At 56.2% G+C, this 26,155-nt stretch carries 22 protein-coding genes; 13 read left to right on the top strand and 9 right to left on the bottom strand.

What is annotated here, in order from left to right; translation table 11 throughout:
* Nucleotides 1-238 precede the first annotated feature (238 nt).
* From ACB035_RS15990 to ACB035_RS15975, 4 genes are all read left to right on the top strand, one after another.
* Nucleotides 239-1,927, top strand: a complete 1,689-nt coding sequence (locus tag ACB035_RS15990; RefSeq protein WP_371167676.1) for an ATP-dependent endonuclease — start codon at nt 239-241, stop codon at nt 1,925-1,927.
* 252 nt (nt 1,928-2,179) lie between these two features.
* Complete coding sequence (locus ACB035_RS15985) at nt 2,180-2,737, top strand: hypothetical protein (protein ID WP_371167675.1); 558 nt, start codon at nt 2,180-2,182, stop codon at nt 2,735-2,737.
* Nucleotides 2,738-2,961: 224 nt separating this feature from the next.
* Nucleotides 2,962-3,348: an MAPEG family protein gene (locus ACB035_RS15980; protein WP_371167674.1), complete on the top strand. Its 387-nt coding sequence runs from the start codon at nt 2,962-2,964 to the stop codon at nt 3,346-3,348.
* A gap of 116 nt (nt 3,349-3,464) precedes the next feature.
* Nucleotides 3,465-4,115: a hypothetical protein gene (locus ACB035_RS15975; protein ID WP_371167673.1), complete on the top strand. Its 651-nt coding sequence runs from the start codon at nt 3,465-3,467 to the stop codon at nt 4,113-4,115.
* A 119-nt stretch (nt 4,116-4,234) separates the two neighbouring features.
* On the opposite strand, the gene ACB035_RS15970 is transcribed toward ACB035_RS15975, so the two are convergent.
* On the bottom strand, nt 4,235-5,635 hold the full coding sequence (locus tag ACB035_RS15970; RefSeq protein ID WP_005333194.1) for a DEAD/DEAH box helicase: 1,401 nt from the start codon (nt 5,633-5,635) through the stop codon (nt 4,235-4,237).
* A gap of 348 nt (nt 5,636-5,983) precedes the next feature.
* Here ACB035_RS15970 and ACB035_RS15965 point away from each other — a divergent pair, with 348 nt between their 5' ends.
* Entirely contained in the window at nt 5,984-6,814 is an 831-nt protein-coding gene (locus ACB035_RS15965; RefSeq protein WP_042053721.1) for an ABC transporter substrate-binding protein, read from the top strand.
* A 111-nt stretch (nt 6,815-6,925) separates the two neighbouring features.
* On the opposite strand, the gene aroC is transcribed toward ACB035_RS15965, so the two are convergent.
* Nucleotides 6,926-8,014, bottom strand: a complete 1,089-nt coding sequence (aroC, locus tag ACB035_RS15960; protein ID WP_005351780.1) for a chorismate synthase — start codon at nt 8,012-8,014, stop codon at nt 6,926-6,928.
* 12 nt (nt 8,015-8,026) lie between these two features.
* On the bottom strand, nt 8,027-8,962 hold the full coding sequence (gene prmB / locus ACB035_RS15955) for a 50S ribosomal protein L3 N(5)-glutamine methyltransferase (protein WP_371167672.1): 936 nt from the start codon (nt 8,960-8,962) through the stop codon (nt 8,027-8,029).
* Nucleotides 8,963-9,044: 82 nt separating this feature from the next.
* On the opposite strand from prmB, the gene smrB reads away from it, so the two are divergent.
* On the top strand, nt 9,045-9,569 hold the full coding sequence (gene smrB / locus ACB035_RS15950) for an endonuclease SmrB (RefSeq protein ID WP_005333198.1): 525 nt from the start codon (nt 9,045-9,047) through the stop codon (nt 9,567-9,569).
* 57 nt (nt 9,570-9,626) lie between these two features.
* Nucleotides 9,627-10,793, top strand: coding sequence for a diguanylate cyclase (locus ACB035_RS15945; protein ID WP_371167671.1), 1,167 nt, complete (start codon nt 9,627-9,629; stop codon nt 10,791-10,793).
* 130 nt (nt 10,794-10,923) lie between these two features.
* Here ACB035_RS15945 and ACB035_RS15940 read toward each other — a convergent pair whose 3' ends face one another.
* The 4 genes from ACB035_RS15940 to ACB035_RS15925 form a co-directional block, all read right to left on the bottom strand.
* Nucleotides 10,924-11,532 carry a histidine phosphatase family protein gene (locus ACB035_RS15940; RefSeq protein ID WP_371167670.1) on the bottom strand — a complete coding sequence of 203 codons (609 nt, stop codon included), beginning with the start codon at nt 11,530-11,532 and terminating at the stop codon, nt 10,924-10,926.
* 31 nt (nt 11,533-11,563) lie between these two features.
* Nucleotides 11,564-11,950 (bottom strand): GFA family protein, encoded by a 387-nt coding sequence (locus ACB035_RS15935; protein WP_042083008.1) that lies wholly within the window; start codon nt 11,948-11,950, stop codon nt 11,564-11,566.
* A gap of 467 nt (nt 11,951-12,417) precedes the next feature.
* Nucleotides 12,418-13,881: a chitinase gene (locus tag ACB035_RS15930; protein ID WP_081042913.1), complete on the bottom strand. Its 1,464-nt coding sequence runs from the start codon at nt 13,879-13,881 to the stop codon at nt 12,418-12,420.
* A 307-nt stretch (nt 13,882-14,188) separates the two neighbouring features.
* Nucleotides 14,189-15,409 carry a methyltransferase gene (locus tag ACB035_RS15925; protein ID WP_371167669.1) on the bottom strand — a complete coding sequence of 407 codons (1,221 nt, stop codon included), beginning with the start codon at nt 15,407-15,409 and terminating at the stop codon, nt 14,189-14,191.
* 182 nt (nt 15,410-15,591) lie between these two features.
* Between ACB035_RS15925 and ACB035_RS15920 the strand changes: the two genes are divergently transcribed.
* Nucleotides 15,592-16,170, top strand: coding sequence for a PhnA domain-containing protein (locus ACB035_RS15920; RefSeq protein ID WP_111900926.1), 579 nt, complete (start codon nt 15,592-15,594; stop codon nt 16,168-16,170).
* Between the two features lie 213 nt (nt 16,171-16,383).
* Here the strand turns inward: ACB035_RS15920 and ACB035_RS15915 are convergent, their stop codons facing one another.
* The gene (locus ACB035_RS15915) at nt 16,384-17,910 is read right to left on the bottom strand and encodes a fumarate hydratase (protein WP_005345328.1); all 1,527 of its coding nucleotides are present in this window, start codon (nt 17,908-17,910) and stop codon (nt 16,384-16,386) included.
* A 294-nt stretch (nt 17,911-18,204) separates the two neighbouring features.
* Here ACB035_RS15915 and pabB point away from each other — a divergent pair, with 294 nt between their 5' ends.
* From pabB to ACB035_RS15895, 4 genes are all read left to right on the top strand, one after another.
* Nucleotides 18,205-19,488, top strand: coding sequence for an aminodeoxychorismate synthase component I (gene pabB / locus ACB035_RS15910; protein WP_371167701.1), 1,284 nt, complete (start codon nt 18,205-18,207; stop codon nt 19,486-19,488).
* A gap of 42 nt (nt 19,489-19,530) precedes the next feature.
* The gene (locus ACB035_RS15905; RefSeq protein WP_371167668.1) at nt 19,531-20,097 is read left to right on the top strand and encodes a CoA pyrophosphatase; all 567 of its coding nucleotides are present in this window, start codon (nt 19,531-19,533) and stop codon (nt 20,095-20,097) included.
* Nucleotides 20,098-20,313: 216 nt separating this feature from the next.
* Nucleotides 20,314-21,612 carry a serine/threonine transporter gene (locus ACB035_RS15900; RefSeq protein ID WP_107682926.1) on the top strand — a complete coding sequence of 433 codons (1,299 nt, stop codon included), beginning with the start codon at nt 20,314-20,316 and terminating at the stop codon, nt 21,610-21,612.
* Between the two features lie 124 nt (nt 21,613-21,736).
* Nucleotides 21,737-21,889 (top strand): hypothetical protein, encoded by a 153-nt coding sequence (locus ACB035_RS15895; protein ID WP_371167667.1) that lies wholly within the window; start codon nt 21,737-21,739, stop codon nt 21,887-21,889.
* A gap of 283 nt (nt 21,890-22,172) precedes the next feature.
* Here ACB035_RS15895 and sstT read toward each other — a convergent pair whose 3' ends face one another.
* The gene (gene sstT / locus ACB035_RS15890) at nt 22,173-23,423 is read right to left on the bottom strand and encodes a serine/threonine transporter SstT (RefSeq protein WP_216950752.1); all 1,251 of its coding nucleotides are present in this window, start codon (nt 23,421-23,423) and stop codon (nt 22,173-22,175) included.
* Nucleotides 23,424-23,777: 354 nt separating this feature from the next.
* On the opposite strand from sstT, the gene ACB035_RS15885 reads away from it, so the two are divergent.
* The gene (locus tag ACB035_RS15885; RefSeq protein WP_371167666.1) at nt 23,778-25,694 is read left to right on the top strand and encodes an ATP-dependent DNA helicase RecQ; all 1,917 of its coding nucleotides are present in this window, start codon (nt 23,778-23,780) and stop codon (nt 25,692-25,694) included.
* The last annotated feature ends 461 nt before the right edge of the window (nt 25,695-26,155 follow it).

Below are 26,155 nucleotides of genomic sequence, written 5' to 3'. Positions count from 1 at the left end.
CCCCGCGTTATGGTTATGGCGTAGTTTGGCGACTTAGCATCAACCAACATAAACCTGGCTATAAATTAGCCAAAAAATGATATTCACCTATCCCAATGACCACTTCTTTCTATTGAGCACTGTTTTATATGTAAACTGTGACTGCTATCTCATTTACCATAACGAGTCATTATATTACTATATAAACATAGAAGTTAATAATCATTATTGCATATACATCTAACTATGGTTTTACACAATGAAAATTGAGAACTTAAGGATAAGAAATTTCCGAACAATTGGGCAAGAACAGTCTATAGACCTAACCAATGGCGTAACAATTGCCGGCCCTAACAGTAGTGGTAAAACAAATATACTAAAGGCCATAGAATTAATTTTCACTGGTTTTGAAAATAAGTTCGGATATGAGTTAAAAACTGACAAAACCTTTGGTATTACAACAGAGCAGACTACTTTAACTGTTACATTTTCTGGTGATAGGCTTGATTTAGATAAAGATTTCTTTGAATTATATGATGAGTTAAACGATATGCTTGAAGAGCCAAAACCTTTAAGTAACACATTCCAACTTTATCTTTCATTCCCAAATTCAGAAAATCCTAAATATGTATTCTTTGCGAATGAAAAAAGAAAGCCAGATACAGCAAAGTCAATCTCTAGAATTCAACGCCAAGCAGTTTCAGTTCTGCTTGATAAATTTATATGTCATTATGTTCCATCATCAAAAAGCATTGGCGATCTCTATTCATCATTATTGCAGCCGTTCATAAAACGTTATGTTGCAAAAGTTTTAGATGATAAACTCCAAGATATCAACAACAGCCTAAAAGAAATATCCAATCATTTAGATGCCCAATTGAAAAATGCTGGACTAAATCATATCACCTCACACTTCTCACTGCCAAACAACTCTCTCGAGGAACTAATACATAAATTTGAGTTTAACTTGTCAGACCCGAACATGACCTCGATAGAGCGAAAAGGCATGGGAATTCAAGCCTCTGCCATTCTAGCCTCATTTCTTTGGATTACAAAAGAAGAAAGAAAATTAAATAAGAGTACAATATGGCTTATTGAAGAACCTGAATCTTACCTACATCCAGAGTTAGCTGGATCATGCCACAAAATGTTGAACGAAATTGGTGCAGAAGCTTTATTGGTTACGACCACACATTCTTTAGCTTTTGTATCACAAGATCCAACTCGAATAGCAGGAACTGTCAGTGATGCAAGTGGAACAAAAATAATAAAATATGACAATTATGTTCATGCCACAACATCGATAAGAAAAGCATTAGGTGTAAGATTTAGTGATTATTATAATTTAGGCGTTTCAAATATTTTTGTCGAAGGGAAGTCAGATAGAGAGGTTTTCAGATGGTTTTTAGAACATGTAACACCTGAACTTGATAGTAGGTTTGAATGGCCATTCGTCAGAAAATCAGAGTTTCTTGATTTCACTGGTGTAGCCGGTATGGAAGCCTTCATGAAAGCAACATACGAGTTCATTTATCTTGAACGTCCGGTTGTCACTATCTTAGATGGCGATTCTGCAGGGGATAACACAAGAAAGAATCTTCAAAATTACTTTGGGAATAAGAGAATCCCCTTTCAAGCAAATAAGGACTTCGTCACATTGCATGATGGATTCTCTCTAGAGGGGCTCTTCCCTCACTCATGGATTATTGAGGCTAATAATGAACACCCCAACTGGTTTTCTAATTTCGCCACTGATGTTCAAGGTATTTTAAAACCATTCGATGTTCGTACAACCGCCAACAAAGAGCAACTAAGAAACTATTTAAAAGAAAAAGAAATTGCATCAGATTCTTTAGATTGGGCTGAAAGATTCATAACGGTTTTCAATGTTGTTGAGGCAGCACTAAAAACTAGAAATGACGCTATTTACCGTAATAGCATAAATTAAAATAGCAGGTGATATTTTTATACGCCGTGCCAACTAATACTGGCACGGCCAAACGATAAGATGTTTCTGCACGAAGTTTCCCGTCAACTCCTCCAGTTCCAAACTGTCACGACACTCCACCGAACCATCCCCCAAACCTTCAGCTATATACCGACCTTTTTACTACCTAACCCTGAATAATCAGTTCAAAAACCGTTCATGCCCCTTCGCTACACTGCCCGCTCGTTTATCGCGTTCAGGAGTTTGAAAACAATGATGTTGCACCTCAAGAAGAGCACCCTTGCCCTCATCCTGCTTGCCGCCAGCGGCGCACTCAGCGCAGCCGAAATCGCCAACAACAATATTACCGAGGCGGAGATCAAGGCCGCGCAGGATGGTTGGGGCGCGGCGCTCATCAAGATCAGCGATGACTATCGTGCCGGTGGGATTGAGCGCGCCAAAGCCACCGCCGAGGCGGTAATCGACAGCGCTTATGGCTACCAGCAGGGGCCGGTGCTGTTCAAACCCACCCTCGCCGGTGGCAAGCAGACCTTTCGCACCAACCGCGAGGGGGCGCTGGCCTACTTTGTCGGCAACAACAGCGCCTATCCGGCCGATAGCGGCTTTGCCCTGAAAAACTGGCAGAGCTATCGCTATGACAATGCCGCTGTCTATATCAACGGCGATATGGCGCTGACCATGGGCAAGGTACATCTGGTAGATCGCGATAACAAGGAGACCACGGTCGACAAGACCTGGGGTTTCAAGAAGGGAGATGATGGCAAGGTGCGCATCGTGCTGCACCACTCCTCCCTCCCTTACGAGGGCTAATGACGGAGCCCAGCTCTGCCCACCATCAATATGATCAAAAAACAGCCCTGCCAACTCGGCAGGGCTGTTTTTTTGCGCCTGCGCTTGGCCGATGGCGAGTGAGTGGATGACGGTCGTGCTAAGGCAGTTTGCTGCTACCCTCAAGGCAAGCCATTGAGATGCCGAGCAATATCGCGTCTCTGAACACCAGCCACTCGATATCATCACACAAGGAGCCAGATACCATGACCATACTGCCTGTTTACGCGGCCCTGCTCGCCCTGCTGTTTGTGTTGCTGAGCATTCGAACCATTCGCACCCGCCATAGCCGCAAGGTGGCGCTGGGGCATGGGGATGACCCCGCCATGTTGCGCGCCATGCGGGTACACGCCAACTTTGCCGAGTATGTCCCCCTCGCCCTGCTGCTCATCTATTTCGTTGAAACCAGCAGCCATACCCCCTGGCTGGTTCATTTGCTGGGGATTGCCTTGCTGCTTGGTCGCCTCTGCCACGCCTTTGGCATGAGCCGCACGCCGGAGAACTTCCGTTATCGGGTGGCGGGAATGGGGCTGACCTTCACAGTGATCCTGGTGAGCGCTGCCCATATCCTGATCACGGCGCTGCTCCCCTGACCCGGCCGTCACGAATAGGTGGCGAAGCGGTCTGGCAGCCATTCCTATCGGCTATTCTTCACTGCACAGATAGTCGCAACAGTGCTGCTTAAACAAGCCCGATTCAGGAGTGCGATATGAAGTGGATTGGCTGGTTACTGCTTGTCGGGCTGACTCCCGTTGCCCACGCAACCCCGCTAAAGCTGGCGGCAGCGGTCGAACACATTGCGATATTACGCCCTTTTATTCATGACTGGTTTGGCCGGGCTGGCATCGACTTTCAGTTGATCCCCTGCACCTATGCCCGCTGCGAAAAGTTGATTGAGGCAGACCATGCCGTCGATGGCGATATGGCCCGGATCAAGGGCTTTGATCAGACCTATCCCCACTTGCTGCAGATCGGTGCCCCCATCTCGGAGGCGGCGATTTATGGCCAACCACGGGATAACCCGAGCTGGCCACCTGCCAAAGGAGCCGTGATTGGCTGCCTGCGTGGCATCCAGTGGTGCGAGCGCTTCCTCGGCAATTATCAGGTCATATGGTTGAACGATGAGAAGCAGGGGCTTGCCCAACTGCATCGAGGCAAAGTGGACTGGCTCATCAAGATGCGCCCCGCCTCTCAACCTGCACTGGCGTCCCCCTGGCAGAAGATCACCAAAGAGCAGGTCTTTCTCTACCTCGATAAAAAGCACCGCGCGGAAATTGCGGCCCTGCTCAAGGTACAGCTGGCGTTTATCAATAACGGCCGCTGGCTGGCAATGCAAAAGCAGTACCTCTCCGCCATCTAGCGCGGTTCTCGCAGCACCACACAGTGCCGATTACATGGCTGAAAAAACAAAAAGCCCTGCCAGATTGGCAGGGCTTTTTCAGTCAACCGCATAGCTGGGGAGTCAAGCTCCCGAGCCGCTTACTGGTTGTGGGTAGAGCGACGTGGACGACGGGCCTGAGCCGGTTTGCCAGCACCATCAGCCGGACGCTGACCACCTTGCGGCTTGGGCTTGCCACCGTTACCGGTACGGGCCCCACCCGCATTGCCATTGGAGGCGGAACGACCGGCCCCCTGACGCTGGCCTTGACCTTGCGGACGCGGCGCACGGCGCTGCTCGCTCGGATCGCGGGGCTCTTTGCGCAGCGGCGCACCGATACCACGGGCGATGTTGTCCAGCGTCTCGCGGGAGGCTTCGAAACCGGCCACCTGCTCGCACGGAATGTTCTGCTTGGTCAGACGCTCGATCGCCTTGATAAGCTTGCCTTCATCTGCAGCCACCAGCGAGATGGCGTGACCGGCAGCACCGGCACGGCCGGTACGACCGATACGGTGCACGTAATCTTCCGCCACGTTCGGCAACTCGAAGTTGACCACTTGCGGCAGCTTGTCGATGTCCAGACCACGGGCGGCGATGTCGGTCGCCACCAGCACCTTGACACTACCATCCTTGAAGCCGGCCAGCGCACGGGTACGGGCACCCTGGCTCTTGTTGCCGTGGATGGCGGCGGCGCTGACGCCGTTCTTGTCGAGGGTTTCGGCAACGCGGTTGGCCATGTGCTTGGTACGGGTGAACACCAGTACCTGCTGCCAATTGTTGCTGGTGACCAGATGGCTCAGCAGCGCAATCTTGTTGGCCTTGTCGCACGGATGCACCAGCTGCTCGATACGCTCGGCAGTGCTGTTGCGAGGGGCGACTTCGATCACCGCCGGGTTATCCAGCAGACCGGTGGCCAGTTCGCGGATCTCGTCGGCGAAGGTGGCGGAGAAGAGCAGGTTCTGGCGCTTCTTCGGCATCAGGGCCAGGATACGGCGGATGTCGCGGATAAAACCCATGTCGAGCATGCGATCCGCTTCGTCCAGTACCAGGATTTCCACCTCGTCGAACTTGACGGCGTTCTGGTTGTAAAGATCCATCAGGCGGCCAGGACAGGCCACCAGCACGTCCAGACCACGGCGAGTCGCCATCATCTGCGGATTGATGCTGACGCCGCCGAAGACGACGTGGCTGCGCATCGGCAGGTGTTTGCCGTAGTTACGCACGCTCTCGCCCACCTGGGCGGCCAGCTCGCGAGTCGGGGTCAGCACCAGCGCACGAATGCGGTTCGGAGAAACCTTGCGCTTGCTCTCCATCAGACGTTGCAGCATCGGCAGGGTAAAGCCTGCGGTCTTGCCGGTCCCTGTTTGGGCCGCCGCCATCAGATCGCGGCCAGCCAGAACGGCGGGGATCGCTTGCTGCTGAATGGGAGACGGGGTGTCGTAGCCTTGTTCGGCAACGGCACGCAACAAGGGTTCGGCCAGACCGAGGGAAGTAAAACTCATAATTACCTGCTAGAGATAGGGGCGCCGGGAATTTGTGGTGGGGCTCCTCTGCTGAGCCGATGCCATCTCACAAGATCTGGGCCTATTGAGAAAACAACGATTTCCCCGGGGAGCAGAGCAAAGGGGAAAGAATAGAGGCGCAGTCTAACGGAGTTGCCCGGGATAAACGAGAAAAATGTGATGCTCCTCCCAGCACGAACAGAAAATCCCCCTCCTGCCCCCCGAATAATCCCGTTGATTGATGCAGCACGCACCACACTATTAACTGGCAACACAATATCAGCCCTCGCAGGCATGGCTCGCAGGGCAAAAGCACGGAATAAAAGAACACAATAACGAGGTTTAGCTATGACCACGCCATATCGTCCCCGCGGCAGCTGGCAGGCAAGGATTGGCCTGCTGCTTCTGCTGCTAAGCCCTGCACTGCAGGCCAGTCAGACCCTGACCGTGGCCTGGAGTCACTGGCCCCCCTTCAGCCAAATCAACAACCGGGGTGAGCTGGATGGGCTGGATGTCAGCCTGACCCGCCAGATCCTTACCCAGGCGGGCTTTGCCCCCAAGTTTCGCGAGCTTCCCTGGGCGCGGGCACTGCATCTGGTAGAACACGATCAGCTGGATGTGGCGATGGCCGCCCTCCCTCTGCCGGAGCGCCAGAGCTATGCCCGCTTCTCGACCCCCTACCGCCAGAGTGCCTATGTGCTGCTGAGCAATGACCCTATCCCCGGCCATCAGGATCGCTGGGCGCAGCTCGATAATCTGCCCGCGTTGTGCAACGAGAAAGGGCTCAAGATAGGCAAGTTGCGCGGCACCCGCCCCATGCATCAGATGGATAGCTGCCCGGCACTTAAAATGGCGACCGAATACAACGCCGATGAGCGGATGATCGATCTGCTGCTGGCTCGCCGCCTCGATGGCATCATCATGGAGTGGCAATATGCCCGCTACCGGCTGGCCCAACTGGGGGCCGAAGAGTTTATCAGCTGCCAGCTGTTGCTACACCACCAGCCGGTCAGTCTGATGTTTGCCAAAAACAGCGTGAGCGAAGAACAGATCCTCAAAGTCAACGAGGCCATTCATGCCTTGCCCAAACCCCACAACAAGTTCTCGCCCCCCAGGTGTCGCCTCAATGCCGATCCGGGCGCCGCGGATCTGCTGACCCGCACTCTCCGCAAGCATTGACGGGATAAGCCGCTACCTGAAATAGCAAAGGCGACCCGAAGGTCGCCTTTTTGGTATTGTCGAACTTGTTCCCCAAACAGGGTGCGATCAGTCGATGGGCAGCAAGAGCGATCAACGCAGCTGTGGGGTATGAGTCAACACCCCCTGATTCTGGGCACGATGGCGCAGCAGGTGATCCATCAACACCAGCGCCAGCATGGCTTCGGCGATGGGCACGGCGCGAATGCCGACACAGGGATCGTGACGCCCCTTGGTGATCATCTCGATTGCCTCACCTTCGGTATTGATGGTCTTGCCCGGCACAGTGATGCTGGAAGTCGGTTTGAGCGCCATGCTCACCACAATATCCTGACCCGACGAGATGCCGCCCAGAATGCCACCCGCATGGTTGCTGGCAAAGCCCGCCGGGGTCATCTCGTCGCGATGCTCGGAGCCTTTTTGCTCCACCACCGCAAAGCCATCACCGATCTCCACCCCTTTCACCGCATTGATGCCCATCATGGCATGGGCAATGTCGGCGTCGAGACGATCAAACACCGGCTCACCCAGGCCCACCGGCACATTGCGCGCAATGACCTGCACCTTGGCACCGATACTGTTGCCCTCTTTTTTCAGGTCGCGCATATATTGATCGAGCGCTTCCAGCTTGCCCGCATCGGGGAAGAAGAAGGGATTCTGCTCAATCTGCGCCGCGTCAAAGCCTTCCGCCTTGATGGGGCCGAGCTGGGAGAGAAAACCGGTGATCTCGATGCCATGTACCTGTTTCAGGTACTTCTTGGCAATCGCCCCCGCCGCCACTCGCATCGCGGTCTCGCGGGCAGATGAGCGACCACCGCCACGATAGTCCCGCTGACCATACTTCTGGTGGTAGGTGTAGTCAGCATGACCCGGCCGGAACAGATCCTTGATATCGGAGTAATCCTTGGAGCGCTGATCGGTATTCTCGATGAGCAGCCCGATGGAGGTGCCGGTGGTCTTGCCCTCGAACACCCCGGAGAGGATCTTCACCTCGTCCGGCTCGCGGCGCGGCGTGGTGTAGCGGGAAGTGCCGGGCTTGCGCCGATCCAGATCCCCCTGCAGATCCGCTTCGCTGATCTCCAGCCCAGGCGGGCAACCATCGACCACGGCGCCCAGCGCCAGGCCGTGGCTCTCGCCAAAGGTGGTGACCCGAAAGAGTTGACCAAAACTGTTCCCTGCCATGCGCGCTCCTGCTTAGTTCTTGTAGATGGCGAAATGATCCTGATACTGCACCAGCTCGTCACGGGTCATCACAAAGACGCCGTGGCCGCCGTTTTCGAATTCAACCCAGGTAAAGGGGATCTCGGGGAACTGGGCTTCCAGATGGATCATGCTGTTGCCCACTTCGACCACCAGCACGCCGTTATCCTTGAGGAAATCTGCCGCATGGGCCAGCAAACGCTTGGTCAGCTTGAGACCATCGGAGCCGGACGCCAGCGCCAGCTCGGGTTCGTGACGGAACTCGTCCGGCAGATCCGACATATCTTCGGAGTCCACATAGGGCGGGTTGGAGACGATGAGATCGTACTTGTCGCCCGCTGGCAGATCGCGGAACAGATCGGAGCGGATCGGAATGACCTGCTGCTCCAGCCCGTGATCGTTGATGTTGCGCTCGGCCACGTTCAGCGCATCGATGCTGATGTCGATGGCATCCACTTCCGCTTCCAGGAACTCGTGGGCCATGATGATGGCGATGCAACCGGAGCCAGTGCACAGGTCCATGATCCGGGTCGGTTCATGTTTGAGGAAGGGTGCGAAACGGTTGGCCACCATCTCGGCAATAGGGGAACGGGGAATGAGCACCCGCTCGTCCACGTAGAACTCCCAACCGGCATACCAGGCCTTGTTGGTCAGGTAGGCGGCCGGTACCCGCTCCTGTACGCGGCGGATAATCAGTTCGGCGATACGGTGACGCTCGCTGCTGGTGAGACGGGAGTGGCGCATGGCCGGGTCTACATCCGGTGGCAGATGTAACGCGGGCAGTACCAGCTGCACAGCTTCATCCCAGGCGTTGTCGGTTCCATGACCGTAAAAAATCCCGGCGTCGTTGAAACGACTCATGGCCCAACGCAACATGTCCTGGATGGTGTGCATCTCGGCAACCACCTCATCGATAAATATCTTGTCCAAATCCACCTCCAAGTCGAGTAATATCCGGCCCGAGCCCCGTTTACGTTGCGGGCAAGACGCATACCTAATACATGAGCATCTGATGAAAAAAACGCCCTCACCGACAGACGAGGAAACCCTGCTGTTCCGCGATGCGATAAAAGGTACCCGGAAAATCAAGCAAGATACCATAAGGGCCGAGTTACGCCCGGTCAAGCAGAAACGCGAATTGCGCGAAACCCGCGAAAAGCTTGGGGTTGACCACTATTTCAGCGATGAGTATCAGCCCCATCTCGACGATGATGGGCCGACCCGTTACGTGCGGGAAGATGTGTCAAAATTTGAGCTGAAAAAGCTCAAGCGGGGCATTTATCCGCCGGAGATCTACCTGGATCTGCACGGCATGAACCAGCAGCAGGCAAAACAGGAGCTGGCGGCCCTGCTCACCCTCTGCCAGAAAGAGAACATTCACGTCGCCTCGGTGATGCACGGCATCGGCAAACATATTCTCAAACAGCGCATTCCCAGCTGGCTGGCCCAGCACCCCAATGTGCGCGCCTTCCATCAGGCCCCCCGCGAATGGGGCGGCGACAGCGCCATTTTGGTCTTGCTGGATATCGAAGAGTAGTTAGCCAAACGACCACACTATACTGAATATCAATATGTTATTCGCCGTGGAGGTCGCATGTTTACACAGGGTTCCCATGCCGACATAAAGTCATCTCTCGACGCCATCGGCGCTGCCGTGGCGGTGTTCAGCCTCGACAAGGATGATCACTTTGTGCTGGTCTCTGCCAACGATACTTTTGCCAAGGCGTTCGAGCTGGATGTCCTTGGCAGCATTGGCAAACAGCTGAGCGAGATGTTTCCCCGCTACATCACCAATACCATCGAGCCGCCAATGCACGAATGTGTGCGCATGCAGACCGGGCTCGAGAGCGAGCTGCCTATCGACAGCCTGTCGCGTACCAGTTGGTGGCGCTTTATTCTCTCCCCCATCATCCCCGAGCAGGCACGGATCAACCGGATCATCGTGACCGCCATCGACATCACCGCCAGGATGCAGCTGGAAGAGGCGCTCACCACCAGTCGCCGTCGCTTCGAAGCGGTGGTCAACTCCGCCTATGACGGCATCATCAGTGTCAGCAGCGAGTCACGCATCGAGCTTATCAACACCGCCGCCTGTGAGATGTTCGGCATCGACGAGAGTTATCTCGGCAAGCGGCTGGAAACCCTGCTTCCCCAGCGTTTTCGCGCCAATCACGAGACCTATTTCAAAGCCTTCAGCAGCTCCCCCATCAATTCGCGCCCGATGCATGCCCGCGCCTCGGTGATGGGTCTGCGCCGCGACGGCAGCGAATTTCCGCTGGAGGTGACCATCGCCAAGATCAATCTGGGCCCGACCACCGAGATGACCGCTATCTTGCGGGATATCTCGGAGCGAGCCCGACTGGTGGAGGAGTTGAAGGTCGCCGCCACCACGGATCCCCTGACCGGCATTGCCAACCGGCGCCGCTTCAACGAGCTGGTCAACGCCGAGATGCAGCGCTGCCAGCGTTTTGGCCATACCATGAGCCTGCTGCTGATCGATATCGACCACTTCAAGGAAGTCAACGACACCTTTGGCCATCAGCAGGGGGATCTGGCGATCCTGAGTCTGGTGAAACGGATCAGCAAACAGCTGCGGGAGGGGGCTCTTGAGATCTCCCTCACCATCAGTATCGGGATCAGCGCCAGCAAGGGCAGCCATGACACTGTAGAGAAGATGGTCAGACGGGCCGACACCGCCCTCTATCTGGCCAAAAAGCAGGGGCGCAACTGCTGCCGCAAAGAGGAGCCGGAACCGACCTGATGGCGCCCCCCTATCCTCTGGTGACACAGCTAACCTGTGCTAGCAGAGATAACCAACCACAACGTACACAAAAAGCAGCGCTACTCTCTTCGGTAGCGCTGCTTGTTTCATTCTGCTTTTGGGGCACTTTTCAATCACAACCATCAAGGGGACGGCTAAAGCGCAGTGGGCCGCCATCAGCCAGAGAGAGCCTCACTGACAGCATGCCGCCGTTGGGCAATTGCCACTCGAAGAAGTCATCAAATCCGGCAATCGTGACGGCGCGGATCACCTTGGCGACCACACCGTGCGCCACCAGCAATATCCGCTCCCCTTGCATGGTCGAAGCAAGTTCCGTGAGTCCCTGCGAGACCCGAGCAATCACCTCATCAATGGTTTCACCACCGGGTGGAGATTCAGCCCAGCGCCGGGTGATATTGCGCGCCCACAGCTCGGGATAGCGTGTTCTTGCCTCTACCTGTGTCAGCCCTTCAAACAGGCCGACATCCCGCTCACGAAAGGCAGGCACAAGCTCCACAGGCAATCCCAACTGACGAGACAAGATGGTAGCACTCTCCCTTGTTCGCTGCAGAGGGGATGCCAGCAGCCGATCGAACGGGGCCTGAGTAGCCGCTATCTCGTCAGCCAATCGGGCAATGTGCCTCTGGCCACTCTCATTAAGCCCGATATCCAGTGCACCCTGATACCGTCCTTCCGCATTGGCTTGCGTCTCGCCATGGCGGATAACTACCAGCTCCATGTCAACCTCCCTTGTTGGGGCTACCTTGGTTTTACTTCCCTTTACGATAACGGGGATGCTCGTCCTGGATCGACAACCAGGGCAGCTGGCTGTCAGTATGGATGTGATAGGTTGGCGCAATAGCCTCTGGATTATCGAGAGAGGCGATAGCCAACGTGAGATAGTCAGGGTACTGGGTGCTGCGATACGTGAGGGTGGAGCCACACTCGGCGCAAAATCCCCGTCGGATAAAATCTGAAGACGCATACTCGGTCGGTTTGCCGCATAACCACTGCACCTGTTCGGCGTGAAAGTCCATCCAGGCCCCGACCGGTGCCCCCGTGGTGCGCTGGCAATCCCGACAGTGACAAAAATCGGCCGCAAAAGGTGCAGTCAGCATCTCATAACGGATCGCCCCGCAATGACAACCCCCCTTCATCTCTCCCCCTCGTTGCAATTTTGCACAAGCCAAAGAGATTACCAATATAAACCTGCCGTTTACATCTATTTTCTCAAGGGAATAAGCGACAATGTACCGAGATAAAGCTGAGTGATATAGCAAGACCTCACCATTTCAGGTGATAAATGACAGTTTACCAATAGAGAAGATACTCCTCATATTCGCAATGAGATATTTCATTTATGGTGGAAAATGAATTCGCAAGTAACGCACTACGCTCATCATAAGACGCTAGTTTATGGGGGCTAACGAACCTGAATATAAACTTTATTCTTAACTTTGATTCAACACTATTTCATTTCAATTTTCAGATAGAAACTCACCTTATCAGTTAGAACATAAGCACCATTAAAAACACAAGATAATATTCAGTAATGCACTGTTGATAATTAACGAGGAGAAGGAGTTATCCGCCCTCTCCTCTTTGGGAGTGAAATTACGCCATCTTATTTGGCAGGAACTACAACCCAGGGGCCGCCTTTGGCGGGATCATCCCCCTGTGTCCACCATTTGGCCTGATAGACGGCTCCCTTGTAGCTCACCTTGCTGCCCGCGGTGTAGACCTTGGTCGCTTCCCATGCCGGGTTGCCACCGATGGGTGGTTCACTCGGATCGACCGGTGGTGGAGTCAGTTTGTCCACGATACGCACTTTCGGCCAGTTGGCGTGGGAGCCGTAGAAGTTGGTCACGCACTTCTCGTAATCACCCGGCACCAATGCAGAATAAGCGGTCTGGAAGCCCACCAGCTCGCACTCAAAGGAGTAACCGCCCGGGCGATCCGGATAGTACTTCCAGTTGCCATCCCAGTTGGTGTAGAGCACGTCGGTGGCGCCGTTAAGATTGAGACTGCCATAGGGAGTCTGCTGCCAGCAGGTGTTCTTCTCATCCGCCTTGATCGGGATCTGGTAGTGGTTGGCCAGCCCTTCCCAGTAGCGGATGCGATTGACAGGCTGCCCCTTGTCCTTGTTCTGTTCACCACACTCGATACCGCCGTTGATGACGTTGATGGTGGTACCGAAGCCATAGCCGATACCGGCGTCAGCTTCCCGTTTGGAGGGTACCCAGGTACGATCAATCACGTGTAGCATGGCCGGTTTCGGGGCCTGCGGGGTGAGGAAGAACCAGATGGCAGAAGCGAGGTTAAGCCAGGAGTCCGCCACCAGACCCGGGTTGTTGAGCAGCACGGAGGCATCGCCATCAAACATCGCCTCGGAGAAGGCGCCGTAGTTGAAGTGGTAAGAAAGCTGCTTGGCGCCGCGGCCGAAGTACCCCTGACCCGTGCTGCAAGGCCACTTCTTGTTCTGCCAGTCGTTCTGGCCACAGCCGGTGGTGTAGCCGGTCTGTCCCTCTGACCAGCCCATCTCCCGCACATGCACCAGCGCCTGTTGCCACTCCTCCAGCCCCAGCGGGTTATCGGAGACGTTCTCCTTGGCAATATGGCCACCGGTCTCCTGAGAGAAGTGGGCAAAGGCGGTCACGATGGATTTTTTACAGATCGCATCAGAATCACGCCCGTCAGTATACTCACCACAGAACGCAGGGAATTTACCGATGGCTCGCAAGAAGCGGACATAAGTATATTCCGGCGCTGCCATCTGGGTTAAATATTCCCATTCAGATTGGGGAAATACCCGTTCAACCCGTTTTACGTTGTCAGGATTGCTTGCCAGACCCGGTTCAATGGCATCAACGATTTTATTGGACCGGGTCGCCAATGCCTTGGCCCATATTGCATACATGGGATTAGCCGTCTTGGCTTTTTCCATGGCGGCCAGATCCGGGGCCGCAATCACATATCCTCCCGCATTTTGCGGGTCGGGTTGAATATTCATGGCTGCACTCATTGCGGCATAGCTTGGCAATGCGCAGGCGGCAGCGATCAGCCAGGCACAACGCTTGGGTTTGAACATGTTTATCGTCCTTGTTTGAATTAATGCGTTCCAAGAGTAGGTGTTTCAACAACTAAATTCACGATGAGAATTAAGAAATAAGCAGAATTTGTGAGCCATTTCACCTTGTGATATTCAGTACAGCTGAAACAAAGAAAAAGAACCCAAACGAAAACGTCATAGCGTGATCTTTCGCCCATTTTTAGAACAGTTGAGACGGCCGGGTGGCCTGCCATACGGTCATTGTTCGTGATGAAAAAAATGGCTGACATGCTCAACCTGTCAGCCATCATCAATGTTCAAGAAAAATGCTCAAAATAGCCGGATGTCAGGCATGCACGGCACGGATCAGGATATTGCGCGGGGTCATGGGTTTGGCACAGAATTCCCCCACTTCGACCCGATAGCCCTGCTCTTGCAAAAAGAGCGCGCGATCCAGCGCCAGCCAGATCTCGAGGGGACGGCGAAACAAATGACGCACCAGCTCCATGCGGGCGACATCACCAAAGCGGCGCTCCCCTAGTGCCAACCAGGCGAGGTAGTCGAGCCCGGCGGGCAGCACAATCCCTTTGCGCTCAGCAGCCCAAACGCAGAATGCCTCGAAGGTGCCGGTCAGCAGGCTCTTTTGCATATTGGGCACCGGCAGATACTCATCCACACCGCGCACCTGACGCTGCAGGCAGTCAAACCCGAGCCGCCACACCACTTCCTGCTCGCGCAGGCGGGCGATCCGCGCACCGCCAGTCACCGTCTCCTGTAGCGGCAACTTGAGATCCGCTTTGCTCAACACCAGCTCGCTGGCGTTGGCCGCGGCTGACAGCGGGCGATAGTGGCTTGTGCGGATCAGGTGGTAACAACAGGGAGAGATGGTCACTCCGCGGGCACCGCGCTCGGCCACCCGCTCCAGCAGATGGGTGTGCAGCTCGCCGCAGGCATGGAGTGCCATAGCGTGATGTTCGGGGGCGATCAGCGCCGCCGACTCGGGGGCAAAAGCATCGGCACAGGTAAAGGTCATATTGGCGCCATCCCGCTCGGCCAGCAGCCGACCTTCGTTACAAAGCTGCCCTTGCAACTCCAGACTGAGGATAGGAGCCTGTCGATGAAGTGACACCAGCCGCCCAAGATGTCCTTTGCCGGCACACCACTCCAGATAGGGACCCTGATGGGCAGGCAGACAGGCGGTGAACGACTCGATCTGGGCCTGCTTGCGCCCCGGCATATGCAGCGCCATCTCCTTGCTGCAGGTGATGGGCTCAGGGGTAAACGGGGCAAGCTGACTGAGTTGCTGCAGCTCGGCTCCCTCGGCAATCCAGGGGGCAAGCAGACTGCTGAGGGCATCCATATCCGCATCGAGCTCTGCCAACTGGACGAGCGTCAGCCCATTGAGCAACGCCGCCAGTTCGGGCGCCTCATCGGCAAAGGCCATGGTCAAATGATGATATGGCTGATATTGCCACCAGCGCCGGTAGCGGGTGAGCAGTCGATCCAGGTGTTGAAAACGTTGAGCCAGCACGAATGCCCCTGCCTTGCAGTCAAAAAGGAGGCTCATTCTAGCGATCCCGCTTCAAATTGCACTCTCAATACCAAACGATCAGCGCCGCGCAACAGCACAGCCAACCCTGTGAGCCAGGGCAGACCTGACAAAGTGCGGGGTTTTATGCTATATTCCGCCCCCTCTTTCACGCGCCCCGCCAACGCGGGTCGCTTTACACTAGCTATGGGACCAACAACATGACCATCAACGCCATTCTGCAAGCGCGCGCGGGCGCCAAGTGTGAACTGTGCAGCGCCGAGCAGGCGCTGACCGCCTTCGTGGTGCCTCACTCCCCCGCCAGCGACGATGATCACAGCGTTGCTATCTGTGACACCTGCCGTGGTCAGCTGGAACAACCGGATACCTTGGTGGTCAACCACTGGCGTTGCCTGAGCGACAGCATGTGGAGCCAGGTGCCTGCGGTGCAGGTGATGGCATGGCGCCAGCTGAAAACACTCTCCGGCAAGGGTGAAGTGTGGGCTCAGGATCTGCTGGACATGATGTACATGGAAGACGAAGCCAAGGCCTGGGCTGAAGCTGGTATTGCTGACGAAGATGACGACAGCGTACCGACCGTTGACTCCAACGGCGCCGTGCTGCAAGAGGGCGACTCCGTCACCCTGATCAAGGATCTGGACGTGAAAGGCGCCGGTTTCACCGCCAAGCGCGGCACCCTGGTCAAGGGCATCCGTCTGACCAACAACCCGCTCCATATCGAAGGCAAGGTCAACGGCGTGCAGATCGTACTGGTTGCTGCCTACCTGAAAAAGGCCTAAAGCCAAGGGCGATTGCTCTGCTCTCTGCTGCCAGAGCACAAGCACAAGCACAACGAAAAAGGATGGTGTCACGCCATCCTTTTTTTATGCCTGCTTGCCGCAAACAGCCAACCTGAACCCATAACAGGTCAGCCAAAGCAACAAGGCGCATCCGGATGGACGCGCCTTGTTTACATGGTCGATGCCGTTTTAACCGACAGCGGGAACGGTCACTCAGGAGGAGAGTTTGCCATCCAGCTCGGCAATCTTGGCCGACCAGTAGGCCGGGCCGGTTTCGTGGATGTTGTTGCCTTCGGAATCGACCGCAACAGTCACCGGCATATCTTCCACTTCAAACTCGTAGATCGCTTCCATGCCGAGATCGGCAAAAGCTACCACACGCGCCTTCTTGATAGCCTTGGCCACCAGATAGGCGGCGCCGCCGACGGCCATCAGATAGACGGCCTTGTGCTGCTTGATGCTCTCGACGGTTTTCGGACCACGCTCGGACTTGCCGATCATGCCGATAAGGCCAGTTTCACCCAGCATCATGTCGGTGAACTTGTCCATCCGGGTGGAGGTGGTAGGACCTGCCGGGCCGACCACTTCGTCGCGCACCGCATCGACCGGGCCAACGTAATAGATGAAGCGGTTGGTGAAATCGACCCCTTCAGGCAGCCCTTCGCCGCGGGCCAGCATGTCGGCGATACGCTTGTGGGCAGCATCGCGGCCGGTAAGGATCTTGCCTGACAGCAGTACGGTATCACCGCTCTTCCAGCTGGCCAGCTCGGCCTTGGTGATGCCATCGACGTTGACGCGGCGCACGTTGCCACCCGCTTCACGGGTGATCTCCGGCCAGTCACTCAGTTTCGGCGGAGTCAGTTCGGCAGGGCCTGAACCATCCAGCTCGAAGTGAACGTGGCGGGTCGCGGCGCAGTTGGGGATCATCACCACCGGCTTGGAGGCGGCATGAGTCGGCGCAGATTTCACCTTCACATCCAGCACGGTAGTAAGACCACCCAAACCCTGGGCACCGATCCCCAGCTTGTTGACCTTGTCGTAGAGCTCGACCCGCAGCTTCTCTTCGGTGGTTTGCGGGCCACGGGCGATCAGCTCCTGAATGTCGATGTGCTCCATCAAGGCCTCTTTGGCCAGCACCGCCGCTTTCTCGGCGGTACCGCCGATGCCGATGCCCAGCATGCCGGGTGGGCACCAGCCTGCGCCCATGGTCGGCACGGTTTTCAGCACCCACTCGACGATATCGTCAGAGGGGTTGAGCATCACCATCTTGGATTTGTTCTCGGAGCCGCCGCCTTTGGCCGCGATGCTCACTTCCACCTTGTTGCCGGGGATCATGTCGATATGCACCACAGCAGGGGCGTTGTCTTTGGTGTTTTTCCGACTGCCGGCCGGATCGGCCAGTACGGAGGCGCGCAGCGGGTTGTCAGGATTGGTGTAGGCACGACGGGTCCCTTCGTCCACCATCTCCTGCACTGTCATGTCGCTGTCCCACTGCACTTGCATGCCAATCTTGACGAAACAGGTCACGATGCCGGTGTCCTGGCAGAGCGGACGATGACCTTCGGCGGACATGCGGGAGTTGATCAAGATCTGGGCCAGCGCATCTTTGGCGGCCGGGTTGGCCTCGCGGTCATACGCCGCTTTGGCAGCCTGAACAAAATCCAACGGGTGGTAATAGGAGATGTACTGGAGGGCATCTGCGATAGAATCGATGAAATCCTGTTTTTTTATAATGCTCATATCATCCTCACTGGTCCTTGTCTCTGCCACGGAGCAGGGCAAGGGCTTCCATATGATGGGCCGTGCTGACGTGCTGGCTAAAAACTATCAACCAGCAAAAAACGAACGACACGGCAGTTTTTTCTTAAGTCACCGACACCTATGATACGCTTGCCCACCAGCACCGACTAGGGTTCGGGAACCAAACTGTTGCCTGTGTAACATAAAATGACGCCAACACTTCATATCCATCATCTAGACCATAGTGCTGAACTCCATCAGCTTTTTGCCCGCCTGCAACATCAGCCGTGGGCCATGTTGCTGGAATCGGCGGGACCACTCGGTGCCGATAACGGCTTTGATATCATCACTGCCGATCCGCTGGCGACCCTCAAAACCCGCGGCGAAGTGACCACTCTGCGTGTCGGGGCGAATATCAGCAAACACCACGAAGATCCCCTCGACCTGCTGGCTCATACCCAGCAACAGCTGCTGGGGGAGCTGGATTTGTGTGCCACTCACCTGCCCTTTATTGGCGGCGCCCTCGGCCTGTTTGGCTATGATCTGGGCCGCCGCTTTGAGCGACTGCCGGTGCAGGCCGCCGCCGATATCGCGGTGCCAGACATGGCGGTGGGCATCTACGACTGGGCGCTGCTGCGCAGTGTGGCGACCGGCGACTGGCAGCTGGTGCACTGGGGGGATAAAGCGGGCCTTGCCAACCGGCTGGCTTGGCTTGAACAGCAGCAGGCCAAACCGGCCCCCACTTTTGCCTTGCAGGGGTCGTGGCAGAGCAATATGAGCCGCGCCGAGTATGGCGAGAAGTTTGCCCGCATTCAGGAATATCTCGCCGCGGGGGATTGCTACCAGATCAACCTGACCCAGCGTTTCAGCGCCCCCTATCAGGGGGATGAGTGGCAGGCCTACTGCCTGCTGGCCACCGCCAACAAGGCACCCTTCTCAGCCTTTATCCGCCTGCCGGAGAGCGCGCTGCTGAGCCTCTCCCCCGAGCGGTTCCTGCTGCTCGATGGTCGCCATATCGAAACCAAACCCATCAAAGGCACTCGCCCTCGCCACCCTGATCCGGCGACCGATCGGCAAGTCGCTCGGGAGCTGGCGCAAGCCGACAAGGACAGATCAGAGAATCTGATGATCGTTGATCTACTGCGCAACGACATCGGTCGGGTCAGCCGGCCGGGCTCGGTCAGCGTGCCTCATCTCTTTGCGGTGGAGTCGTTTCCGGCGGTACATCATCTGGTCTCCACCATCCACGGTGAGCTCGATGCACGCTGGCAAGGGGTCGATCTGCTGCGCGCCTGTTTCCCGGGTGGCTCCATCACCGGCGCCCCCAAGATCCGCGCCATGGAGATCATCGAAGAGCTGGAGCCCCAGCGCCGCAATGCCTATTGCGGCAGCATCGGCTATCTCAGCCAGCATGGCCGGATGGATACCAGCATCTGCATTCGCACTTTGATCGCCGAAGCGGGTCGTCTGCACTGCTGGGCCGGTGGCGGCATCATCGCCGACTCCGACGCCGACAGCGAATATCAGGAGACCTATGACAAGGTCGCCCGCATCCTGCCGCCGCTGTCGGCGCTGTAACCCTCCCCACTGTCAGGCCAACGCACAGGAGAGCTCCCCGCCATGGATCGCCACGAACTGTTGACCCGCTTCCAGTTGCAGCAACCCGCCCCGGCCCATCGCCTCGCCATCGGCGGGCTCAGTCCGGCTGCGGTGTTGATCCCGGTGGTGATGCGCGATGAGGGGCTCAGCGTGTTATTGACCCGGCGCAGCCCCCGGCTGCGTCATCATGGGGGGCAGATCAGCTTCCCCGGCGGGCGACAGGATCCCGGCGACGAAAACCTCATTGCCACAGCGCTGCGGGAAACCGAAGAGGAGCTCGGCATTCCGGCCCAACTGATTGAAGTGATCGGCACCCTCAACCCGCTCAATACGGTGTCACGATTCGAGGTACTGCCGGTGCTGGGGCTGCTCGATGGCAACTATCCCCTCATCCTGAGTCCGGATGAGGTGGATCACGCCTTTGAAGTGCCGCTGACCCATCTGCTGGATCGACGCAACCACATCCCCCTGACCCTTTCCAGAGGGGGGAAAGCGCACACCATCTACTGGATCCCCTGGCAACAGCACTTTATCTGGGGGGCTACCGCCAGCATGATCAACCAGCTAGCCCAGCATCTCGCAAAATAACAATTTACCTACATTTGACTGAGCGAGATTTAATCATTAACACTAAAATAACGTGCCAATTGATAAACAATAATTGAATTTTTCTTGTTTTGATCACATTTCCATAAGAAAGTGCGGTTTTTCGTGCCGTAAAGATGAATTTGATCAACATTTTTGATTAGAAAAACCGTATCCTTGCGCCGACTTAATAAGAACCACACATTCGGGGTGAGATAGATGTCAAACACAGTCACTGGCACGCAGGGAGTTGCGGCGTCAACAGAGCAAGGGATCTGCTCTACTCAAACCACTCGTTGGGAAAAACGCGACTCTACCTGGGTCATCAGTCTGTTCGGGACCGCGGTTGGCGCGGGGATCCTGTTCCTGCCGATCAACGCGGGTATGGGCGGTTTCTGGCCGCTGGTCGTCATGGCGCTGCTGGTAGGTCCCATGACCTATCTGGCACACCGTGGTCTGGCCCGCTTCGTCCTTTCCTCCAAAAAGCCAAACGCAGACATCACCGAAGTGGTGGAAGAACACTTTGGCGTGGGTGCCGGTAAATTAATCACCCTGCTCTACTTCTTCGCCATCTACCCCATCGTGCTGATCTACGGCGTAGGCATCACCAACACCGTCGAAAGCTTCATGGTCAACCAGCTGCAGATGAGTGCCCCGCCGCGCTGGATCCTCTCCATCGTGCTGATCATGGGCATGATGTCGGTGATGCTGGCCGGTGAAAAGCTGATGCTGAAAGTGACCGAGCTGCTGGTTTATCCGCTGATCGCCATTCTGGCCGGTATCTCTTTGTACCTCATTCCGGACTGGACCGGTGCCGCGCTGGAGCAAGTACCCTCTGCCAAGGATTTCGCCACTACCCTGTGGCTGACCATCCCGGTACTGGTCTTCTCCTTCAACCACAGCCCGGCCATCTCCAGCTTCTCCCTGGCCCAGCGCCGCGACCACGGTGATCAGGCTGTCGAGAAAGCCGATGCCATCCTCAAGCGTACCGCCATGGTGCTGCTGGGCTTCGTGATGTTCTTCGTCTTCTCTTGCGTCATGAGCCTGACACCGGCCCAGCTGGCAGAAGCCAAGGCCCAGAACATCGCCGTGCTCTCCTATCTGGCGAACCAGCATGCCAGCCCCATCATCTCCTACTTCGGTCCGTTGGTTGCGTTCGTGGCCATCGTCTCCTCCTTCTTCGGCCACTATCTGGGTGCCCGTGAAGGTCTGAAAGGGATGATCGTGCAGAACATGCGCAAGTCCGGCAAAGAGCCGAACGCCAAGAAAGTCGAGATGTTCATCATCGCCTTCTTCATCCTGACCCTGTGGGGCACTGCCATTGCCAACCCCTCCATCCTGGGCATGATTGAATCCTTGGGCGGCCCGATCATCGCTACCATCCTGTTCATCATGCCGATGTACGCCATCAAGCGCGTACCGGCCATGGCGAAATATCAGGGTCATATCAGCAACGTATTTGTCGCTGTGATGGGGATGATCGCCATCTCCGCCATCCTCTATCAGCTGGTCGGTTAATCCCCTACCTGCCGCTGATAGCAAAAAGCCAGCCGAACACTCGGCTGGCTTTTTTATCTCTGCTGTGCCACCGCGATTCCCCTGCTCTCTCCTTATTACTCCCCCCACCTTGTTGGATATCTGTATGCTCACCAGCACCATGGCAGGCCCGCAGATCAATATCGCCAACACGTTTACTCCTCCTCACCAAACCATGATGGCGTGTCTGATAGGACGGGTTGGGTTCATCTGCCGCAGCCAGCCATCTTCGTTCTTCTATGATGCTGTGATGCTGTGATGCTGTGATGCTGTGATGCTGTGATGCTGTGATTGTCCTGAAGATCTGGGGTAAGCCATAGCAATCGGCTCTTGGCAGAGCAGACAAAGGTGTGTGACGCACAACAGCGGGAGTAAGCACAACTCGAAGGGATAAAGATAAGGCAGTGCCCTGGAGAAGGGCGACAGAATGTCTGGCACATCAGCCAATGAGATTGCTCAAAGAGGAAAAGAGAGCAAAGCCGACAATAAAAAGCGCCCTCCGAAGAGGGCGCAAGTGTGTTGCGAAACTGACCGTTGCGAGATCAGGCTTCGCGGCTCGGTACCGGAGCCACATCCTGCAGGGTTTCATCTTCGGCCATGCAAGCTGCGGCGGTGAACAGCACGTCGGTGGAGCTGTTCAGCGCTGTCTCGGCAGAATCCTGCAGCACACCGATGATAAAGCCGACGGCTACCACCTGCATGGCGATGTCATTGCTGATGCCAAACAGGCTGCACGCCAGCGGGATCAGCAGCAAGGAGCCGCCCGCCACACCGGACGCGCCACAGGCACTGATGGTGGCGACCACGGAGAGCAGAATGGCCGTTGCCATGTCCACTTCCATCCCCAGGGTATGTACCGCCGCCATGGCGAGCACAGTGATGGTGATGGCCGCACCCGCCATATTGATGGTGGCACCCAGCGGGATGGAGACAGCGTAGGTATCTTTGGGCAGGCGCAGTTTTTCACACAGCGCCATGTTGACCGGAATGTTGGCGGCAGAGCTGCGGGTAAAGAAGGCTGTCACGCCGCTCTCTTTGAGGCAAGTCAGCACCAGCGGATAGGGGTTGCGCTTGATCTTCCAGAAGACGATCAGCGGGTTGACCACAAAGGCGATAAACAGCATGCAGCCGATCAGCACCACCAGCAGTTGGGCATAGCCAAACAGGGCGTCAAAGCCTGTCTCTGCCAGAGTGGAGGCAACCAGACCCAGGATCCCGAGCGGGGCACAGCGGATCACCGCTTTCACGATGGCGGAGACACCGTGAGACAGGTCAGTGATCAGCGCCTTGGTGCTCTCGTTGGCATGGCGCATGGCGATACCCAGACCGATGGCCCACGCCAGGATCCCGATATAGTTGGCATCCATCAACGCCTTGACCGGGTTGGTCACCACGTTGAACAACAGGGTCTGCAGCACCTCGGTGATCCCGCCTGGCGGGGTGATCTCGGCAGTATTGGCCACCAGATGGAGGTTGGAGGGGAACAGGAAGCTGGCAATCACCGCGACCACGGCCGCAGAGAAGGTACCAAACAGGTAGAGCGCCAGCAGCGGGCGAATATTGGTCTTCTGACCCTGCTTGTGACCAATGATGGCCGCCATCACCAGTACGAATACCAGCAGCGGGGCTACTGCTTTCAGTGCGCCAACAAACAGACTGCCGAGCAGACCTGCCGTTTTCGCCCACTCGGGCGCAAACAGAGCCAGCAAGATACCGAATACCAGACCAACCAGGATCTGGCTGACCAGACTGGTGCTATTGACCAGCCGAAGGAGGGGGTGTTGTTGTGTCATCAAAAAAGTCCCTAAGCACCGTAGTGCATGAATCATGAGTCCTGTCTGCAACCACTCATCGGGAGACCCCTGTCGCCCGAAGTGGTGTCTGTGGCCAGCCTTCTGTCGGGCCGATCCGCCAGTCACCGGATTGCATGACGGAATATCCCATTCGCCATCTTTTTTTTCCAGAGACTCACCAAAAAATATCCCGTTTCCATCACAAAAAACCGCAACAAAACCTTAACCACAGCGCAACCATCCATTTTTGTACGTTTTATCGACACTCTCTGCCCTCACCCTCACGACCATTCCTGTGCCACCCGTGACCGGTGTCGCTGTGCTATCATCCCCCATTTGCCGCGGAGCCTTGTCATGATCCCATCCCTGCTCAACCAATATTTTGGTTTCTCCGCACTCAGGCCTGGTCAGGAAGCGGTGATCAGCTGGGTGCTGGCAGGTCAGAGTGCCGCCGCCATCTTTCCCACCGGCTCCGGCAAGTCCCTCTGTTATCAACTGCCTGCCCTCGCCCTGCCTCACCTGACTCTGGTTATCTCGCCGCTGCTGGCGCTGATGCACGATCAACTCGCCTTCCTCAAAAGCAAGGGAATAAGCGCCGCTACCCTCGACTCAAGCCAGAGCCCGGAGGAGAGTCGACGAGTGATGCAGCAGGCGCTGGATGGACAGCTCAAGATCCTGATGATTTCGGTAGAGCGACTCAAGAACGAGCGTTTTCGCCGTTTTATCCAGCAAGTGCCGCTCTCGCTGCTGGTCGTCGATGAGGCGCACTGTATTTCGGAGTGGGGCCACAACTTTCGCCCCGACTACCTCAAGCTGCCGAGCTATCGCCATGATCTGAAGATCCCGCAGGTGCTGCTGCTCACCGCCACCGCCACACCGGCGGTTATTCAGGATATGCAGACCAAATTCGGCATAGCGCCGGAGGGGGTCGTGGTCACAGGTTTCTACCGCCCCAATCTTGATCTGGCGGTCATTCCCCTGTCGCCCGACGCGCGGGATAGCTGGCTCGCACAGGAGCTGGCCAACGCTCCGGCGGCCCCCACCATCGTCTACGTCACCTTGCAACACACCGCCGAAGCCTGCGCCGAGCAACTCATTAGAGAAGGGATCATCGCCCGCGCCTATCATGCCGGGCTCGACTCGGCGCTGCGCAGCCAGATCCAGCACGACTTCATGGCGGGCAAGGTGGATTGCATCGTCGCCACCATCGCCTTTGGCATGGGGATCGACAAAGCGGATATCCGGCGGGTCATTCACTACGATCTGCCCAAATCTATCGAGAACTACAGCCAGGAGATTGGCCGCGCCGGACGGGATGGCCAACCATCGCGCTGTATCGTGCTGGCCAACCAGAGCCAGCTGCCGGTGTTGGAGAACTTCGTCTACGGCGATACGCCGGATTTGAGTGCCATCCTCCAGCTCCTTGCCATCATCAAGCAGAGCGGGAACGAGTGGGAATTCACCCTGCTGCGCCTATCCAACGACACCAATATCCGCCAGTTGCCCCTTAAAACCCTGCTGGTCTATCTGGAGATGGCGGGCATCATCACCCCGGCCTACAGCTACTACGCAGATTACCGCTTCAAGTTTGTGCTGGATAAAGGCGAGATAGTGAGCCGCTTCAATCCGGAACGCCGCCAGTTTCTGGAGCAGCTGTTCGCCTGTGCCCCGCAAGCCCGCAGCTGGTGCACCATGGACTTTGACGCCCTCTGGCAGGGCTATCAGGGAGAGCGACAGCGGGCCGTTGCGGCGCTCGACTACCTGCAGCAGCAAGGCTGGATCGAGCTTGAAAGCAAACAGATGACCGAGGTCTACCGGATCAACCGTCAGGGGTGGGACAACGAGCAGGAAGCAAAAGCCCTACACGCCCTGTTCCTGCAAAAAGAGCAGAGCGAGCTGGCCAGACTGCAAGCCATGCTCGACTTTTTCACCTCAAGTGAGTGCCTGAGCCACCGCCTCGCCCGCTATTTTGCCGATGAGGTGGCGCCGGTTCATTGTGGCCACTGTTCGGTTTGTCGCGGCGAGGTGGCGCATCTCCCGCCCCTGCCCTCACTGACCATGCCAAACGAGGCGGGGATCCGCGCCTGGTGCGATCCGCTGATTGCCAAGACAGGTTCCGTGGATGCACGTGTTCTGGCCCGTTTCCTGTGCGGTATCGCCACACCGTTGACCAGCCGGGTCAAAGCCAAATCGCTGGCGGGCGCAGGCCAGTTGGCCGCCCACCCGTTTGCCCGCGTCCTCGCGGCCGTGCAACAAGCCTACCCTTGCTAGATGAGTGCTGGCGGCGTCAATAGCCACCAGCAGAAACAAGCGTTTACAGCCACAGAAAAAGAAGACCCTCGCGGTTGCGAGGGTCAAGCCAACGGAAACGTGCTTAAACAGAGCTTGGTGAGGCAACAGTCAACTCTCTTGCTAAAGCATCTTGCTGCTCACACCTCGCCAATCTAGGGCACTCAAAATGTAGCGTCAATGTAAAAATTAGAGCCAAAACTCCAAACAAAGTGATTTACGTTGACGTTCACGTAATGACATTCTTATCCATAACCCCGCCAACCCGCAGCCCCATTGCCTTTCGTCAAACCCCTTAATCTTTTCGCAATAAGTTCCCTCTTTCCCATAAACATTTATTTTTTATGTCTTTGACATTTACCTCACTATCGTGGCAAAAATAATTTAACAGTCAGTAACATAGCGGTGTTGTTGACTGACCCTCCCCGCACAAGGATCGGGCA

Origin of the sequence: Aeromonas sp. S12(2024) (assembly GCF_041402305.1) — a bacterium.
In the GTDB taxonomy this organism is placed as follows: Bacteria; Pseudomonadota; Gammaproteobacteria; order Enterobacterales; family Aeromonadaceae; genus Aeromonas; species Aeromonas veronii.
Note: the sequence above shows the minus strand (reverse complement) of the source record. Positions and strands in the feature narration are given on the sequence as shown.

Bases quoted from the DNA above. Each gene is read 5' to 3' on its own strand.
- ACB035_RS15990 (WP_371167676.1), top strand. From the start codon at position 239: ATGAAAATTGAGAACTTAAGGATAAGAAATTTCCGAACAATTGGGCAA.
- ACB035_RS15985 (WP_371167675.1), top strand. From the start codon at position 2,180: ATGATGTTGCACCTCAAGAAGAGCACCCTTGCCCTCATCCTGCTTGCC.
- ACB035_RS15980 (WP_371167674.1), top strand. From the start codon at position 2,962: ATGACCATACTGCCTGTTTACGCGGCCCTGCTCGCCCTGCTGTTTGTG.
- ACB035_RS15975 (WP_371167673.1), top strand. From the start codon at position 3,465: ATGAAGTGGATTGGCTGGTTACTGCTTGTCGGGCTGACTCCCGTTGCC.
- ACB035_RS15970 (WP_005333194.1), bottom strand. From the start codon at position 5,635: ATGAGTTTTACTTCCCTCGGTCTGGCCGAACCCTTGTTGCGTGCCGTT.
- ACB035_RS15965 (WP_042053721.1), top strand. From the start codon at position 5,984: ATGACCACGCCATATCGTCCCCGCGGCAGCTGGCAGGCAAGGATTGGC.
- aroC (WP_005351780.1), bottom strand. From the start codon at position 8,014: ATGGCAGGGAACAGTTTTGGTCAACTCTTTCGGGTCACCACCTTTGGC.
- smrB (WP_005333198.1), top strand. From the start codon at position 9,045: ATGAAAAAAACGCCCTCACCGACAGACGAGGAAACCCTGCTGTTCCGC.
- ACB035_RS15945 (WP_371167671.1), top strand. From the start codon at position 9,627: ATGTTTACACAGGGTTCCCATGCCGACATAAAGTCATCTCTCGACGCC.
- ACB035_RS15940 (WP_371167670.1), bottom strand. From the start codon at position 11,532: ATGGAGCTGGTAGTTATCCGCCATGGCGAGACGCAAGCCAATGCGGAA.
- ACB035_RS15935 (WP_042083008.1), bottom strand. From the start codon at position 11,950: ATGAAGGGGGGTTGTCATTGCGGGGCGATCCGTTATGAGATGCTGACT.
- ACB035_RS15930 (WP_081042913.1), bottom strand. From the start codon at position 13,881: ATGTTCAAACCCAAGCGTTGTGCCTGGCTGATCGCTGCCGCCTGCGCA.
- ACB035_RS15925 (WP_371167669.1), bottom strand. From the start codon at position 15,409: ATGAGCCTCCTTTTTGACTGCAAGGCAGGGGCATTCGTGCTGGCTCAA.
- ACB035_RS15920 (WP_111900926.1), top strand. From the start codon at position 15,592: ATGACCATCAACGCCATTCTGCAAGCGCGCGCGGGCGCCAAGTGTGAA.
- ACB035_RS15915 (WP_005345328.1), bottom strand. From the start codon at position 17,910: ATGAGCATTATAAAAAAACAGGATTTCATCGATTCTATCGCAGATGCC.
- pabB (WP_371167701.1), top strand. From the start codon at position 18,205: ATGTTGCTGGAATCGGCGGGACCACTCGGTGCCGATAACGGCTTTGAT.
- ACB035_RS15905 (WP_371167668.1), top strand. From the start codon at position 19,531: ATGGATCGCCACGAACTGTTGACCCGCTTCCAGTTGCAGCAACCCGCC.
- ACB035_RS15900 (WP_107682926.1), top strand. From the start codon at position 20,314: ATGTCAAACACAGTCACTGGCACGCAGGGAGTTGCGGCGTCAACAGAG.
- ACB035_RS15895 (WP_371167667.1), top strand. From the start codon at position 21,737: ATGCTCACCAGCACCATGGCAGGCCCGCAGATCAATATCGCCAACACG.
- sstT (WP_216950752.1), bottom strand. From the start codon at position 23,423: ATGACACAACAACACCCCCTCCTTCGGCTGGTCAATAGCACCAGTCTG.
- ACB035_RS15885 (WP_371167666.1), top strand. From the start codon at position 23,778: ATGATCCCATCCCTGCTCAACCAATATTTTGGTTTCTCCGCACTCAGG.